At 37.2% G+C, this 18,003-nt stretch carries 12 protein-coding genes and 1 tRNA gene; 6 read left to right on the top strand and 7 right to left on the bottom strand.

The window, feature by feature from the left end; all coding sequences use genetic code 11:
- Positions 1–56 precede the first annotated feature (56 nt).
- From K5X82_15610 to K5X82_15595, 4 genes are all read right to left on the bottom strand, one after another.
- Complete coding sequence (locus K5X82_15610) at positions 57–1,808, bottom strand: hypothetical protein (protein QZT36658.1); 1,752 nt, start codon at positions 1,806–1,808, stop codon at positions 57–59.
- Positions 1,809–1,879: 71 nt separating this feature from the next.
- Positions 1,880–2,566, bottom strand: a complete 687-nt coding sequence (locus tag K5X82_15605; GenBank protein ID QZT36657.1) for a response regulator transcription factor — start codon at positions 2,564–2,566, stop codon at positions 1,880–1,882.
- Between the two features lie 183 nt (positions 2,567–2,749).
- On the bottom strand, positions 2,750–3,952 hold the full coding sequence (locus K5X82_15600) for a hypothetical protein (protein ID QZT36656.1): 1,203 nt from the start codon (positions 3,950–3,952) through the stop codon (positions 2,750–2,752).
- A 36-nt stretch (positions 3,953–3,988) separates the two neighbouring features.
- A complete protein-coding gene (locus K5X82_15595) occupies positions 3,989–6,715 on the bottom strand; it encodes a carboxypeptidase-like regulatory domain-containing protein (GenBank protein ID QZT36655.1) in 2,727 nt (908 codons plus the stop codon).
- A 295-nt stretch (positions 6,716–7,010) separates the two neighbouring features.
- Between K5X82_15595 and K5X82_15590 the strand changes: the two genes are divergently transcribed.
- The 4 genes from K5X82_15590 to K5X82_15575 all read left to right on the top strand — a co-directional run bounded on the left by K5X82_15590 (position 7,011) and on the right by K5X82_15575 (position 12,972).
- The gene (locus K5X82_15590) at positions 7,011–8,231 is read left to right on the top strand and encodes a dicarboxylate/amino acid:cation symporter (protein ID QZT36654.1); all 1,221 of its coding nucleotides are present in this window, start codon (positions 7,011–7,013) and stop codon (positions 8,229–8,231) included.
- Positions 8,232–8,392: 161 nt separating this feature from the next.
- Positions 8,393–8,914 (top strand): MarR family transcriptional regulator, encoded by a 522-nt coding sequence (locus K5X82_15585; protein QZT36653.1) that lies wholly within the window; start codon positions 8,393–8,395, stop codon positions 8,912–8,914.
- A gap of 1,184 nt (positions 8,915–10,098) precedes the next feature.
- Positions 10,099–11,265 (top strand): hypothetical protein, encoded by a 1,167-nt coding sequence (locus K5X82_15580; GenBank protein ID QZT36652.1) that lies wholly within the window; start codon positions 10,099–10,101, stop codon positions 11,263–11,265.
- Between the two features lie 9 nt (positions 11,266–11,274).
- Positions 11,275–12,972 (top strand): BCCT family transporter, encoded by a 1,698-nt coding sequence (locus K5X82_15575; GenBank protein QZT36651.1) that lies wholly within the window; start codon positions 11,275–11,277, stop codon positions 12,970–12,972.
- Between the two features lie 593 nt (positions 12,973–13,565).
- Here K5X82_15575 and K5X82_15570 read toward each other — a convergent pair.
- The 3 genes from K5X82_15570 to K5X82_15560 all read right to left on the bottom strand — a co-directional run bounded on the left by K5X82_15570 (position 13,566) and on the right by K5X82_15560 (position 14,837).
- Positions 13,566–13,648, bottom strand: a tRNA-Leu gene (locus K5X82_15570).
- Between the two features lie 161 nt (positions 13,649–13,809).
- The gene (gene bamE, locus K5X82_15565) at positions 13,810–14,085 is read right to left on the bottom strand and encodes an outer membrane protein assembly factor BamE (GenBank protein QZT36650.1); all 276 of its coding nucleotides are present in this window, start codon (positions 14,083–14,085) and stop codon (positions 13,810–13,812) included.
- A 110-nt stretch (positions 14,086–14,195) separates the two neighbouring features.
- A complete protein-coding gene (locus tag K5X82_15560; GenBank protein ID QZT36649.1) occupies positions 14,196–14,837 on the bottom strand; it encodes a hypothetical protein in 642 nt (213 codons plus the stop codon).
- Positions 14,838–15,050: 213 nt separating this feature from the next.
- Between K5X82_15560 and K5X82_15555 the strand changes: the two genes are divergently transcribed.
- Both K5X82_15555 and K5X82_15550 read left to right on the top strand, forming a co-directional pair.
- Positions 15,051–16,016, top strand: coding sequence for an AraC family transcriptional regulator (locus K5X82_15555; GenBank protein ID QZT36648.1), 966 nt, complete (start codon positions 15,051–15,053; stop codon positions 16,014–16,016).
- Between the two features lie 12 nt (positions 16,017–16,028).
- Positions 16,029–17,990 carry a hypothetical protein gene (locus tag K5X82_15550; GenBank protein ID QZT36647.1) on the top strand — a complete coding sequence of 654 codons (1,962 nt, stop codon included), beginning with the start codon at positions 16,029–16,031 and terminating at the stop codon, positions 17,988–17,990.
- Positions 17,991–18,003 lie beyond the last annotated feature (13 nt).

The raw sequence follows: 18,003 nt of genomic DNA, 5'->3' as shown, positions 1-18,003 counted from the left end.
AAAAAAAGACTATCCTATGGGTAGTCTTTTTTTTATATGTATCAAAATCAAATGATCTATGATTTCTTAAACGAAAAGAGAAACTCTAGACCTCCATTATTACGATTCTTCACCGCAATAGTTCCTTTGTGCATCAACACCGCATTCTTCACAATAGCAAGCCCGAGTCCTGTGCCTCCTATACGACGATTACGCCCTTCATCCACACGATAGAAACGTTCAAACAAACGTGCCAAATGACTCTCCTCAACCCCCGAACCATTATCATACAACCGGAATAGGATATCATCATCGGTCTCTTTTATCAGCTGAATAGATATCTTTTCGCCACCATACTTTATGGCATTCTCCACAAGATTCCTAAAAATAGCATATACCAACCCTTGGTTCCCTTTAAATTTCACCTCAGAGTCGATCCTCAACGACACCTCTTTCTCCTTCTCTTTGATATTATAATCCAAATCATGCAACACACGATGGACTATCTCATAAGGATACAGCTCCTCTTTTTGGTATAGATGTTCCGCCTCTTCAATCTTAGATAACAAAGAGATATCCGAGATCAACTCTCCAAGACGTTGTGTCTGTTTAAAAGCCCTATCCAAGAAGAAAAACAACTGTTTGGTATCCATATCTTGATTCTCTAGAATCGTCTCCAGATAGCCTTGAACAGTTGTTACAGGAGTCTTTAATTCATGTGCTAGATTACCAGTAATCTCTCGCTTAAGCTTCCTTGCCTGCTCCTGCTCAGAGACATCTTGAATCGTTATCTCAAAGGAGTTATCAGAGAAGACGATCGCTTGAATATTAAATATCTTTCCAAACTTAGACACCTGTAGTTTCTCTTTCGAGAATTCAGATATCGAAGCCCCATTCTGTTTCCCTTCAATGAAATCAATAATAGGACGGACCTCCTCAATCTTAAAAAAGTCTTCACTCTTTCTAATCGAACGAGACGACATGGTACTGGCAAACATAAGAAATAGTGAGTTCGAGAGAATCTCACTTTTATCTGAAGAGAAGACAGCCAACCCTGACTGCAAAACATGTAGATGATCATACAACTTCTTCTTCTCTGTCTCCAACTTCTCATTATGATGCTGGATAGTGCTATACATCTCCACTATTTTCTTCGAAATATCTCCCAATTCGCTCGAAGGAAAATCCATGTCTAGACCAGCAATAGAACGATTGGAAGAGGCTACAACAGCAAAATTACGTAATCGAGAAACGGATGCACCCATCTGTCCCGTTAGAAAATATAAAAGGAATAGGACCACCACAAAAAGTGACGACATCGAATAGAAAAATAGATTGTCTACTTTCAGTATATTGATCGTAGTCGTATCATACGGTAAGGCAGCACGAACAATATAGTTAGGGAAAGAACGGGCATAATAGTAGAACTCCTTATTTAAAGAGTTCGAGAATCGAATAGAAGAGCCCTTACCTCTCTTTAATGCCGCAAGAACCTCCGGACGATCCTTATGGTTGTCCATTTCAAAGAAGTCATTATATCGATTATCAAACCTCACATGACCATGATCATCGATAACAGTCACACGTAGCTCTTTATCTGGAATCAAATCGAGAAACTGTTTCAAGGGATCAATACGATCTTTCTTCTCATCCCATCGCTTCTGTATTACATTATCAATAATAGAAGCATAATTATCCAATGTATTCTCAAGGGATTCACGCTTCGACTGCACCTCTCTCTGATACTGAAAAATAATTACACTCAGAATAAAGAGGAAAAAGAGAATAAAGAAGTTATAAAAGAGTTGTTTCCTATAGCTATTTTTCATGCTACTATCTAAAAATTAATTACTCACAAACACCGCCAATAAGCAGTGGTATATAATTGTCTACAAGATAACTAAATTACTTCAAAGCAGTACCCATATCCTTGCCTTGTAACGATCTGTTTACCATAAGGCTCTATTTTTTTACGCAAACGAGTCACATTCACATCCACAGTACGATCCAAGACATTATCTTCATCTCTCCACACACGATGAATTATATCTGCTCTAGAGTAGACCTTCCCTGGTTTACGAATCAAAAGAACCAATATCTCAAGCTCTTTACGCGATAAAGAGACCTTTTGACCATCAATGGTCACACTCTTACTCTCCATATCGACTTCAATACCTTGGTAACCCCATTTCTCCCCTTTTGTAACCGTTCCTGTATTGGAGCGAGCGATAACAGCTCTCACACGTGCAATGACCTCTTTAATAGAGAAAGGTTTCTGTATATAGTCGTCAGCACCTAAACTAAAGCCAGTAAGCGTATCATTCTCCGTTCCTTTAGCCGTAATAAAGATCAAAGGAATTTTATGATAACGACTGCTATTCTTTAAAGTGTTCGCCAACTTAAAACCTGAGATCTCCCCCATCATCACATCTAATAGCAACAACTGGAAAGAGTTCAAATCAAGCTGCAATGCCTCTTCTGCCGAATAAGCAACCGTAACATCATAACCTTCATTCTCCAAGTTAAATTTTATGATCTCACAAATATCTTCTTCGTCATCGACAACTAATATTCTCTCTTTATCCATAGCTTCATAAATTTTCTTTTCATTAAAGGTACAACAAACCAATTAAGTTTAAAACGAGAACCCAATTACTTAATATTTATATTACCATTAGATAAAATAAACATAAAAAAGGCAGCCTTCGAAAAAGCCGCCCCACGAAAACATCTCACAAAAAGTTGAGAAATAACATAGAGAGTGTTTTGTTTATTTTGTCCATCCTGCAGTCCAGTCGTCACCAGCATCAACCGCACCAGCGCCATTTACTTTTCCTACATATGTACTATTCAACGCAATAGCACCTACTGTCACACCCGTTCCAAATTGATCAGATGCAACCGCTGTTCTTTGGGTACCTTCCGTTGTCTTCACGTAAGAGAAATACTGTTTTGAAGCATCCGTAATGATGTTTGTCAATACCGAATTATCAATAGTTAGATCACTACCAATCAAATTTGCCGTAGAGTTCTGTTCTACCCCCACTCCAATCATATAGTTTGTCATCAATAGATTTGACAAGATCGCACCAGTACCACGACGTAAGTTCATCGATTGAGACTTATCCGTTCCATTTCCAACCAAAGTGATATTTGCAATAGTAGGCTTAGAACGTGGTGTCGCATCATTGTTTCCTTCCAAATTATCCGACTCGAATCCTGTCCCTTTAGAATCTTCATTCTGTACAGCAACCCAGTTCATACAGTTACCTCTCCAACCTTCAGTCCAATCAAATGAATCATCTTGACTATAGGTCGACACAAGATAGTTTGCACTTACAGTTCCTCCAAAGAACTCAAATCCATCATCCGATCCCTTATACACCTGTATATGGTCTACTGTAGTTCCTGAACCAACACCATAGAAAGCGACACCGTTAGATTCATGATCTTCATCAAAAGCATAACCTGTATACTCCAAACGAATATATTTTAATGTACCAGAGTTATCTGTATCACTACTACCTCCATACGAAGCATTACCTACTTCAGAGATACCACTGCCTCCATCAACATTGATCGTTGCATTACCACATATCATCAAACCACCCCATGCTCCAGGGATCTCTTTACTTGCAGTCATCACAATAGGTGCATTAGCTGTACCAACAGCTTGGATCGTTGCCCCTTTTTCAATCATTAAATAGGACAATACATCTGCATCTGCAACCAATGTAACTCCCTCTTCTATAGTCAAAACATGACCACTTTTAATATGAACACCTTTAGTAACTGTATACGTCTGTCCTGATTGAAGCGTAATATCTTCATTGATGTCTCCACCATAAAAGATGTTACCTATTAGTCCTACCTTCTCTGTTTCAACGCCGTTAGTAGATTCTGAATCACTACTACATGATGCAAATGCGATCATTGCTAGGGCAATAACAAATAAATTCTTAATTGTTTTCATCTTAATTTAAATCGTTAAATTGTAAATAGAGTAAAATTAGAAATGGTATTTTATGCCAAAAGAGAAGTTCACCCCTAGTGGGTAGCTGTTGGTGGTTTTCACTCCAACCTTCTCACTGTTTTCATTTAATAAATCTTGTTGAAACTCTACATTTGGATTCAATAGATTCTTTGCTGAGAACTCCATCGAAAACTTCTTATTTAGCTTCAACTGTGCCAAGAAATCCAAAGTATTAAGCGGCATCTGGTATATATCGCCTGCGCCATTGACTCCAACAGAATAGATACGCTTACCATAAACGTTATAGATTCCATTAAGCCTTAACTCTTTCTCATCACCAAACTTTATTGGATAAGAGATATCGGCATTGATTAGATAAGGCGATGCTCCTTGAAGTGCTCTCTTATCTTGTGTATAAGTTCCATTCTTAGGCAGATAAACCTGTGTATAGATATAAGAAGCATTCAACCCAAAAGTGAAATCCTTTACACGCTTCTTGATCTCAAACTCTGCACCTGCCGCAACCCCTTTATCTGCATTCTGGAAAGTCTCTCCCACTCCTGCCGAATAGAACTGCGTACGCTCAATAGGGTTATCCAAATACTTACCATAGACTCCGAAAGAGACCAGCTCACCACGGTTAGGGAAAAGCTCCCATTTCAAATCAAAATTATAGTTATAACCGTTTTGTATATCTGCATTACCACGAACTGTAGTTCCACCATAAGACTCACGGTATTGGAATGGTGCCATCTCAATAAAATCAGGACGAGTAATGGTTCGACTTAATCCTAACCTCCAGTTGCTCTTCTCATTTGGAGAGAACTTCAAGTTCAACGTAGGAAAAAGGTCCAAACCATCTATCACACTCTTCTTTGGAATACCTGCATCTGTATAGTAGTTCACATACTGGTTACTCTTTTCCGCTCTCACTCCAATATCAAATAAGAACTTTTCGTTCACATGATACATGAAGTTGATATACCCTGCTACAACATACATCCCTGCATCATATGCATCACGAGGAAGCGTTCCATTCTGAAGAGAGATATCCCCATCAGCAAAAGCTTGATCATTAATAATACTACTTGAATGGTTCGGATCAACTGGGATGTCATCCACTTGTTTTACATTATAGTAATACTTATAAGATGAAAAATCACGATCTTTATTCACCGCATCCACACCCGCTTTGATCTCTCCCACTTTCTCCTCTTCTTGATCTTTCAACATATAACTGAGTTCCACCGCACCACTGTAGTCCGTCTCATTCATATCTCCAAAGTAGCGCATGGTCTCTTGCTGGTTTAATGAGAACAAAGTATAAGTACCATCGTCTTGAACTTGATACACGTTATTCTTTCTATCTGGTTCACTACTTTTTGCGATCGAATAGCTTCCTTTCCAATTCAATGCCAATTGATCATTCAATTGATGATCTCCCATCAACTGATGGTTCATTAATTGGTGGGCTCTAAACAGTGAAGTATTCGAAAGGACATCGTTATTCTCTGAATCGTATCCCACATCTTGACGAAACTGATCTTGGGTACGGTGGATCATCAACATGTTATAATATATCTTGTTCTGGTTGTTAAAAGCAAAGTTTATACTCCCCAGTCCAGAGAACATCGTCTCGTAGGCATACTGGTCGTAGTTAAAATCACTAAATGGATTCCCTGAATTATCTAAATTCACCGAACGCCCATTCTGATAAGAAAAATCATTACCATATTTTACTGAAAACAACACACCTAATTTCTTCTGATGATGCAAGTCCCATGTCTTTCCTCCCGAAACACCTAATGAAAGAGAAGGTATGGCCTTATATTTATCCACATCGAAAGATGTGTTAAAGGGATCTTGGGTATAGGTTGGATACCTGCTACTGTTATCTTTAACATCTTCAGGTAGCTCTCTCTTTTCAACGCCAAAACCACTCCATCGATTCCCCTCCGTATCTCCCAAATAGATATCTTTAAAAGTCACATTACTATTTCCGCCAACAGATAGACTCAAATCTAAGAATGGTTTCGATACAAAATCTTTGGTCTTGATATCAATATTACCTCCCGAAAAATCCGCATATTCACTCGACATAAACACCTTCTGTACCCCAATATTCTTCACAATGGTCGTAGGAAAAAGATCTAATGGGACCATTTTTGTATCTGGATTAGGTGATGCAATAGGCAACCCATTCAATGTCGTTGCATTATATCTATCCCCCAATCCTCTAACGGTTATATTGCCTGCGTTAGCTTTCGATATTCCTGTCACCTTAGCCACACCATCCATCACATTAGATACAGCTTTACGCGATAGCTCTTTTGCGCCAACACTCTGTTGCGCTACAGAGGACTTCTTTTGATCGACGAGTAGCATCTGCTCCGTCTCTCTATTGGCTACTCCAACAACTAGAACCGCATCAAGCTCTTCTCCTGCTATTTCGAGTGTAGCTTCGACATCTACAACACCTTGGTCACTCACATCGATAGGTTGTTTCACAACTCGATAACCAATGGAGCTGAAGACCAAATCATATGTTCCTGGTGCCAATGGCAATTGGAAGTTTCCATTCATATCCGATACTGCACCAAATGAAGTACCTTCAATATAGACGTTTACAAATGCCAAACCAACCTTCTGCTGGTTTACGATCTCATAAACAGCTCCCTTTACTACTCCTTTTTCTGTATTTGCAACAGCACCTACATATTGCACTAACAATAGTAGCGCCACTAAAACAAAATTCCTTTTCATTACTCTTGTCTTATGTTTTCACTACAAGAATAGCCCGAGACTATTACAGAAAAACTAAAAGAATATTACAAAACCATTTCACAGGAAACACCACCACATAAACAACTAATTATCAACAATATAACCCAAATAAAATAATTCTGATAAATATGCGATTTAACATGTTTATAACAAAAGCAGATAAATGTTATTTGAATATTAAGAGAAATTGCGTAATGTTACATAGAAGTAAACAAGAGGGAAATAAATTTCAATTTGTAAAAGGGGAAACCTTTTTAATTAATGAATGTGAATTATGAATGTAAAGCTAAAAAAACTACTAACGAACCTTGGATTTCAGATCTTAGTGGCTATGCTAATTGGTATTGGTGTAGGTGCAGCTATGGGGAAAGACGCAAGCATCTTTGCTCCACTTGGATCAATCTTTATTCAACTTATTAAAATGCTAGTAATCCCACTAGTGACGGTCTCTATCATTGCAGGAGCATCGTCTTTGGGAGCTACAAAAAAAGCAGGTAAAGTAGGTATTTCAACCGTACTGTATTTTCTTTTAACCACAGCAGTAGCTGTGAGCTTAGGAATATTCCTAGGAGAAGTGTTCCAACCAGGAGTAGGACTCGATGCAGAAGCGGTAAAGAATGCCTTCCCACCTGAAGACTATACTGGAGCAGCTGCAACACCAGGTTTTTGGGATATCATGATCGGAATGATCCCAGCAAACCCTATTGAATCATTAGTATCAGGAAATATTCTTCAGATCATCTTCTTTGGTCTTTTCTTAGGAATAGCAATATCAACGCTACCTGAACAGAAGAAGACGCCAATCGTAAACGGACTAAACTACATTACAGAAGCATTCATATGGATGATCAAAATTGTGATGTACACAGCTCCTATTGGTGTATTTGGTTTGATTGCCAATGCCACAGGAACTTTCGGATTCGACCTTCTAAAAATGGTGTTCAACCTAGTATGGGTAAATCTTATTGGTGTAGCGCTACTACTACTGGTACTGTATCCTTTAACACTGAAACTATTCTCTAATCTATCGGTTAGAAAGTTCTTCTCTAAAATGACAAAACCACAGATCGTGGCTTTCTCTACTGCCTCTTCCATGGCAACACTACCTGTAAATATGGAAGTATGTGAAGATGAGTTAGGCGTTTCGAAACAGACATCTAGTTTTGTACTACCATTAGGTGCAACCATCAATATGACGGGAAATGCACTATACTATGCATTGGTAGCAATCTTCTTTGCTCAGATGTTTGAAATCCCTTTAGGTGCACCACAATATATCGCCATAATCCTTACTGCAACAGTTGGATCTATTGGACAAGCTGGGGTTCCTGGACCAACACTATTGGTAGTTGCGGTACTGGTAGCAGCAAAGATACCATTGGAAGGGCTTCCACTACTATATGCACTAGATAGAATCTTTGATATGGTACGTACTTCTGTGAATATTACAGGAGATGCTGCATGTGCAGTAATTGTGGATCGTTTCAACAAATAAAAGAGCCATATAACTAATATATAGTGAAAGAGTTGGGAGTAGTATAAACTATCTTTCAACTCTTTTTTTATCCACATTAAACAAGAAGTCCATTTCATTCACATTTTATCAATATATTTGCATCAACAATGATGAGTTAATAACATATCATCTTCAAGCGTATGAATTATAAAAGCGTAATTATTCTGATTCGAAGAATTGTACGTTCAATCAATCTCGAATCAAAGAAAATAGAAAAAGATTACGGGGTCAGCATCCCTCAAGTTCTTTGTCTTGAGTTTCTTAAAGATAGCCCAAGCTATCAAGCATCTCAAAAAAGCATCAGAGACCACCTGAAATTAAACTCTAGTACCGTAACTGGAATTATCTCTAGACTAGAGAAACGAGGAATGCTTGCTAAGCTTCCAAAAACAGGAGACAAGAGGGTAACAATGCTTACACTTACCTCCATAGGTTACGATCTTTTAGAGAAAACACCCGATCTACTTCAACACCGACTGTCAAGTAAGTTGAAGAATGTATCAGAATCAGATCTTACAAAAATCAATGAAGCACTAACAACCCTTGTCGAGATGCTTGAGATTGAAGATGTTGGATCATCTGCGCTACTTACAGGATTGGAAATCATTAACGATCCCAATATGACATTGGAAGATCCTAATGCAAATCCCACTCCACAATAGTCAAAAATCACTTTTATGCATTGAAACCCCAAAATTCAATGCATAAAAGGAGATTACCTCTTAACATCATCCCTCCTCACTCTTTAACCCATCTACATCCCCCTCCAATCAAAAATCCCCACACAAAAAAAACCATTGCTGTAAGTGGCAACTTTGCTTCATCAAATTTTCGTAAAAGCTATTCGCCAGTTGCTCACAACCTGCCACTCTCCATCAACAACTCTAATCAAAAATCCACACACACAAAACAAAAACCTACACACATCATCAATCAACACCAAAGCTTAAATCCCCTCTCCTCCTCAACGTTCCTTATCTACATCGACAAAATAAGATGTAAAAATGATTAGACAAATCACACTATATTATCAGTATATCTCATAGGGGTTTCCTCCGTACTTCCCCTACCCTTCCTCTACCCATAAATAACCTTTTCCTTACCTTTTTGTCGTGTGGAGGTAACTTAAGGGTAACTTAAAGGTAAGTTTAGGGTAACTTTAATATAGGGATGCCTCCTTTTAAACTACTCTTTATTGGTTGTAAAACAGAGGGAAATATTAGTTAATTGTGTGACAGGGTAATTAAATACTATAAGGAAAACCTGAGGTCTTCCTTGTAACTACACCATATATTTTCTTTGGTACTTGAGCCGATATGGCACGTAGATTATAGAATGAAAGCTGTAGAGGATTTGAAACTGTTTCGACAAAACAGTTTAATGCTATACCGAGATAGCAAAATAGTACTAGAGTCGTTATGCCTAAAAAAAAGGACTGCAATCACAACACGCTTAAGGATAATATAACAGTCTAATTGACAACAACCAACAAAGATACACGGAAGCCCAAAGATGCCTTTTCAGGAACGAATTAACACACTTAAATTATACTTTAACGATGAAACTAATGGATATAAAAAGAGATAAAGCAGGTCATATTGTAAGGGGACAGTGAATATATCGCACAGAAACTATTTTAAAACAAAGAAATTTCATTTTTCTTCATAGCCCCACCACTATATTAAGCCTCAAACAGTTAAGGTAGCAATAAAAACGCTAAATACCACACAAATTGAGGTACTCATTTTGATTTGACCCTTTTCCTTGTTAATTTTGTCGTACAGAACACAATTTAATGAGAGCAATCTCACCAATAAGTTCGCCAAAACCAAAACTATCATTATATATGTTTTTTAATTTAAAAAAGTTATTTACATTATTCATTATTTTATTATTCACCTGCCTAATACCTAACCATTCAAAAGCTGCACTAAAAGACTCTGTTAAGATCGGAGGAGCAGTTCGTTTTAACTACCGATACAAAGCGTGGGACCCAAGCATCGCTGACAAAGGTGGAGATTTCGTTTTCGATATGTTTGCTATCAAAGCAAGTGCACAATACGCAAATTTCTTTATGAAGGCTGAATATCGCCTCTACCCTTCCGACTTCGGACGTTTCCTTAAAGAGGGATATATTGGATATAAGTTCACTCCAGAACTACAAATGGTCGTAGGAACAAACCAAGTTCCATTTGGTATCACACCATACACATCACACAGTTATTTCTTCAACATGCAATATTACCTTGGTTTCGAGGATGATTATGATAATGGAGCAAAACTGACATATAATAACGACAAATGGATTATCGATTTGGCTTATTATAAAAACGCTGAAGGTGGTAGTGGTGCAAGCAATGAGAGATATTCGTACGACCCTGTTGATAATGTAGAAGAGATCGGTCAACTAAATCTTAAGATTGAAAAACCATTAGATAATATCTCTATTGGTACTTCAGTACAGTATGGTAAGATCTGGGAACGTATGCAAACAATTGACGACCCTAACGATCCAGATGGGGATAAGAAGATTGAAAATCCTAATTATCATAAAAAACATGACACATGGGCTGCAGAAGTACATATGAATGGTAATTTTCTTTCTAACAAACGTTTAAATGTTCGTTTGGAAGCGATGTATTACAACTATGCAGACATGGATAATAACCTCATCTCTATGGGGGCATACAAATCATCTTACGACGTAGCAAGCGAAGCTTCTATTTTCTCGGCAGCGATTGCTTACACACTACCTATTGAGAAGAAATTTCTCGACTATATTCAGTTCTACAACGACTATAGCTATATGAAGAAAGGATACAGTGGATTTGCCGATTCCCAGATGAATGTAACTGGAATGATGCTTGCTGCTGGACCTATATATACATATGTGGACTACGCCACAGGTAAGAACCAAGATTGGTTTGGAGCTTGGGGTAATGGATTAGGCCAAGGAGACACCTCTGCTGATTGGGAGGCTTGGTTTAATATCAATATAGGATATTATTTTTAATAAAATATTATGGATAAGAAACAAAAAGAGACAACCAAAAAGAAAGACATTGGTATTATACTAGACTTTCCGGGAAAGAAAAAGACTACAGATAAAAAGTATGTTCGCTCAGATAAAAAGAGCTTTTTCGGAATCAAAGCGAATGGCAATGTATTCATTGGCTCACTAGTTATTATCCTTTCGCTGATAATTGCAACGGTGGTAGTTGGTAAACCTATCGAAGGATGGTTTGCAAATACACAGAAGTGGATGAGTAACAACTTCGGTTGGTTCTTTATCATGGCCATCAATTTCTTCCTTATCTTTGCACTGATTATTGGTGGTGGTAAGTTTGGGAAACTAAGGATTGGAGGAGAGAATGCTGAATCTGACTTTAGTACCACAGCGTGGTTTGCAATGCTATTTAGTGCAGGGATGGGAATCGGACTACTATTCTATAGTGTGGCGGAGCCGATCATGCACTTTGGAGGCACACCATTTAATGATGGGGCAGATAAGATTGCGGCAGCCAAAACGGCTATGGGTGTAACATTCCTTCATTGGGGATTACATGCATGGGCAGTGTATGCTATCGTTGGACTTGCATTGGCATATTTTACTTTTAATAAAAAACTGCCCTTGACAATACGTTCTATTTTCTATCCTGTTTTGGGTGAGAAGATCTACGGTCGTTGGGGTGATCTGATTGATATTATCTCAGTATCAGCAACCATGTTTGGATTGGCAACTTCTTTAGGAGTTGGAGTGCAACAGGCTAATGCTGGACTAGCTTATGTGTTTGGAGTTGATTTCTCTAACGAATGGCAAATAGGGTTAATTGTATTTATTACGTTCTTAGCAACCATGTCATTGGTACTTGGACTAGATAAAGGAATTCGCCGATTGAGTGAGTGGAATGTTCGTTTGGCAATGGCCTTATTGATTTTTGTACTTTTGGCTGGACCCACCCTATTTATTCTGAAATCTTTTGGACAGAACATTGGGTTCTACCTTTCGAATCTACTTAGCATGAGTACTTTTACGGAGAGCTACAAAGGGATTAGTGAGGCATCACACTGGCAAAGTGGATGGACTATTACTTACTGGGCATGGTGGATTTCATGGTCTCCATTTGTTGGTATTTTTATTGCGCGTATTTCAAAAGGACGTACCATTAGAGAGTTCGTATTGGGGGTACTATTGGTACCTACAGTGGTAACTTTCCTTTGGATGACTGTTTTTGGAGGAAGTGCATTACACCAAGAGTTGATGGGTAATCATGATATATCAGAGGCAGTAAATGAGAATGTAGCGACGGCTATTTATCACCTATTGGAGAACTTCCCATTTACAAAAGCTGCTTGTATTCTAACCATCTTGCTTGTGGGTAGTTTCTTTGTAACGTCATCGGATAGTGGTTCTATGGTTGTGGATATGCTTACCTCGGGAGGTAAACTAGACTCACCTGTAGGGCAGAAAGTATTTTGGGCATCCACAGAGGGAGCTGTAACGATCGTTCTTCTTGTAGGAGGAGGATTGACAGCACTTCAAACGGCAACCCTTCTTACAGCGCTTCCTTTTGCGGTAGTAATACTGATTATGTGTTACAACCTATACAAGGTACTTAACCATGATTACAATAAGATTGAGTATCTAAAGAAGAGAGAACGTCAAAAGAAACTTACTGCGAAGATAGTTAGTGATGTTGAAGATCGTCTAGAAGACTAATTCATATATCTTTTAAAAGGTGATTCATCAACTTTTAAAAGCAGTGAACACAAAACCCTATATTAAGACTTATGTTCTTTATATAGGGTTTTCTTTTATCTATAAGAATACCTCCTTTCACAACAATACACCTGAGGTATATGAAATATAATGACTCTTTTTTAACCTTAAAAAATGAGGTGGATAATGAAAATATCAAACAAATTGACTCTTTATTTTACATTATATAAACATAAAACATCAATTTAACAGAATTTAACAGCTGCAATAAATTGCCATATGCAATAATAAACAGCAGGCAAGTAATAGCCCAAAAGAGGATAATACACATCACCACGAAGATTATGGCCTACACAATTACACTTTTTCGAAAATATCAATTCAGCTACTCTATCTTTTTTATACAACGCGAAAGAGTATTCTCAGATACAAAGGCAGTGGATCTATTTTGGCAATATAGATATAGACAAATTCGATCAATAACCATTGGTAGAATGTTTTAATGTAGAAGTGATGATAGATCAATTACACTAAGAGGAGCAGGTTTCAATATGGCATAAAAAAAACACATCCTTAGAAAGATGTGTTTTTAGTGCCCAAGGCGGGACTTGAACCCGCACGTCCGTAGGACACACGGCCCTCAACCGTGCCTGTCTACCAATTTCAGCACTTGGGCATATTTCCACTGAAGGATAGTGCTTTTTATCGTAAGTTGAGTAGGTCAGTATTCTAAAACCATTCCTCATCATCCCCCAACAAAGCTAGCAGTATCACTATTTGAACAGTGCTAGAGTGCAAACATAGTAAAAAAATACTTTTTTTCACTATGTTGAATTACTAATTGTAATCCGATTTAATGCGAACATTCTTAACCCTCTGGTTTTCATCAAACTCTACATAATAATGATCTGTACGCGTTGTTGAAGATATTTTCATTTGTGTAGCATGAAAATTTCCACCAGAGATAGGTTGGCTTTTAAGTCTTTTCGATTTATCAAATACATATACCCAACAAGAGTCACGATCTAAGTACTTCATCGCAGGTTTACCATAGTGGGCCATTACCTGTTTAACGGTCAGACCATCCAGCTCTTTAGAGACCTTACGTGACATAGAACAAGAAACTGTTATCAAAAACAGAACAAGGCATAAAGAACAAATTTTGCTATAAATATAATTCATTGGTACTTATTTTTATTTCCTACTAATTTACAATATTACTCTTAGCCACCAAATATTACACCAAAACCAATTCCAGCAAAAAGAAAGTTATACTTTATCTCATTTCGATTGTTTACCACAATTTTCTTCGAAGAGTATAAAAAGTTTCCTTCAATATATAGACCCAAGTATTTTTTGGGGAAATATGCCAATTTAATATTGGCATTGACTGTTGGAGAGGCCTTTTTTTTAAATTCAAATAGATTCTCAGAGAGAGAGGCATCAAGTTTCTTCTCATTAAAGTTAAATAACAAACCTGCCCCCATTGACATAGAACCAGCAAATGCTTTCTTCTTAAATAGTCGATATTGAAATAGTAGAGCAAGGGTAAAAGTATCATAACCAACTTGTTTTAATTGTTCTACGATCTCTTGTTCGCCCTCTCCAGTAGCATTCTCTCCACTATATCTCCACTCTACATCATTTGATTGAAATATTATGTCTAATTCCAACCCAAGTCGCTCACTAAAATAGTATGATGTCGTTCCTTTTATGAATCCTCCACTACCGATATAACTTGCCTCATACTCCCTGTTACTAGTAACACTGAGAGGATAACTAAGCCCAGCAGATATAGACATTCGCTGTCCATAACTAAAAGGCACAAGGAATACAAGCGACACAATAACACCAAATAATCGCATATGTTAAAGTTTTATATTACAATATAACACATAAACAACACCATTGGTTCGAAAGGTATATACACTGTGATACAACTATTTAACAAATGTTAATCGCGGAAATCAACTTCCAAATACTTTTTTATGTTATATTCGTAACTAATTAATGCAAAACACAATAAAGAAAGTCTTTTTGAGTTTATAAAAACAGTTAGATTAGAGCAAAGATTTAATATGGGGAAGATAATTTTTTATAACGAATTAGACATAAGTCAGGAAATCGCGACTTTAGAAACAAAACCGATCAATTTAAGAAACGGTAAATCTGTACAAGAATCTTCGTATGGTTCCATTGAGACGCATAGGATCAATGTTACGGAAGGACTTACGATTTATTCTTATAAGGTTCAGGTAAACAGTCCATGTTTTTACAGGACTGAAATTTCTGAAATGCGAAACGTTCATATTGTTCTTTCGGACAATAATAATGATGGAAAGATTTTTACACCAAACGACATTTTGATTGACAATTCAGGTTTTGTCCTTTTTTACAATCAACACAGTCTTTTGGAGTATAAACTTCCAGAAGATGTTGAATTAAAATGGGTAGAGATTGTTATTGACGACCCACTTCAACTACGACGTAGTTTACAGAAAAGCTCATACCTAGATGGCTTCTTTTATTCAAAGAATCCAATGGAGATGTGTACGAGCATTGACGAAAGACTACATGACGAATACAATCAAATTAAAGAGCTTATCGCAGATGCGGAGAACCAACAAATTCTTCTAAAATCGAAAGGATTTGCTTTACTTAATGAGGTTCTATTGTCATTGGAAAGACAGAAGTCCGATATGGGTAAGTATAGCCAATACGACATTCAGAAGATCTTTACCGTTAAGGCACTTCTTCTAGAGGATTTAGCAAATCCACCTAGCTTAGAGTATCTTGCGGAAAATTCAGGAATGAGTATCAGCAAGCTGAACCGTCTCTTTAAAGTAGTGTTCGGAAAACCACCTTATTCGTTCTATTCAGATTACAGAATGGAAGAGGCTTATAGACTCCTAAGAATGGGGCGTAACACAGTTTCAGAAGTAGGATATAAACTTGGATATTCAAATTTATCTAAATTTTCTGCTGCTTTTAAGAAACATCATGACCTACTTCCGCGTAATATTAAAGGAATGACGTCGGATTAAAGTACTTTAATAATGCTTAAGAGAAGAAACGAACACTTCATTTTTATACTCATATTGCTGTTTTTAATATATGCTCTAGGATCCCCCTCCGTTAGAGCGGAGGATCTTCATGTAACAAAGAAACGTCCTAAAAAGAGGTATCAAGAACTCCTTAATGACATAAAAAACAAGAAAGATGATATACTTCGTAGTGATTCAATTAAGCAGGCAAGACTTGATTCGGTGTGGTCAGAGAGAGATAAAAAAGCACTATGCTTTTACGATTCTCTAAAAACAAAGACAGACAAGAATTTTTTCACGAGGCAATTGCATGATCTTATCATCGTAAAGAAAGATACGATTGCCGATAAAAAGAAATTAAATGAAAACAGTGCAAAATATTTTGCACCGTACCAAAACAAGAAGATTAGAAACATACGTATTGTCTATCGAGATATTTTCCCAATTGAATCAAAAGAGGGAAGTACAGGGCATAGTATAGTTAAATTAATCAATGACTCACACGTTGACACCAAAGAGAGTACAGTAAAACGAAATGTATTCTTTAAGAAGGGAGATGCACTATCCCCTATTCTTATGGCCAATAGTGAAGAGCATTTAAGAGAGTTGCCATACATCAACAGCGTTAATATTATCTGTATCGAAGATAAGGATAATCCTAACGCTGTGGATGTTATGATCTATGTACAAGATAATTTCTCTTATGGAGCAGGGATGGATATTTCATCAACCACAGAAGGGGATGTTAGTGTATACAATCAAAACCTGTTGGGCTGGGGACATAAAATAAGCTTAAAGTATCTATACAACTCGTCAAAGAAACAGAAGAGAGGTATTGAAGCGGAATATACAGCAAGAAATCTCTTCTCTACTTTTGCGGACTTTAAACTTCTATATGCCAACTCATATGAGATGCATCAATATGATGCACAATTACTGAAGGATTTTGTCTCTTCAAAACCACAGTTAGCTATGGAGTTGAGATATCAACAAATCCTCAACAGCAATGAGATCACCCAGATACAAAGTGATTCCATTGAGATTCACCAGAAGAATCGATACGTTGATTCATGGCTGGCCAAATCATTCAACCTTCAGAATGACATTATCAAAAGCCATCAATTGATTTTGGGTGCTAGATTCTCTTATTTTGAACAACAGAGAGATCCAAGTAGCAACCAATTTTATAATGCACTATATCCAACAAAACATCAAATTCTAACGAGTTTTGCAATATCTAAAAGGACGAGTTATAGAGCTAATTTGATCTATGGTTATGGTATCACAGAGGATATCCCTATTGGTCGATATTGTGAGATTGTTACAGGTTATGACGATGCCTACAACAAGGATCGACTATATTTACATATGATGTATTCGCAGAGTTTCCAATTAAAGAGCAAATCATATCTATATTTCGATGTATATGCTGGAGGATATTGGAGCAGCAGCCAGGTTGAACAAGCTATTGCAGGGATAAACATGAACTATTTCACCAAGCTTTATAAGATTGGTAGATATCAATTCAGACAGTTTATCAATTTTAGTTATGCTCAAGGATTTGATCGTCTCCAATACGAGTATCTCAATCTAAATAAAGAGAATGGCATACGCGACATGAATTCACTTTATGTGTATGGAAAACAGAAGGTCGCGATACAACTAGAGAATGTTCACTATCACAAAAGAGCCATATTTGGATTTAAGTTTGCAAGCTATGCATTCTGTGATATTGGCGCGATAGATAATGATGACCCTAACACCAATAATGCCTATGATAAGTATGCAGAAATAGGATTAGGTGTACGTATAAGAAATGAGTCTTTGGTATTCAATACTTTTGAATTACGATTAGGTTACTTCCCGATTGTTCCTAAGGACATGAGTCAATTTATCTATAAAGCAACCTCTACTACAAAATCACAATTCAAAGACTTTAGGGGTAGAAAACCCACGGTTCTTCCTCTCCAATAAGAAAGAACCTTGG

It is taken from the genome of Prolixibacteraceae bacterium, from assembly GCA_019856515.1.
GTDB lineage: Bacteria > Bacteroidota > Bacteroidia > Bacteroidales > Prolixibacteraceae > Halosquirtibacter > Halosquirtibacter xylanolyticus.
Note: the sequence above shows the minus strand (reverse complement) of the source record. Positions and strands in the feature narration are given on the sequence as shown.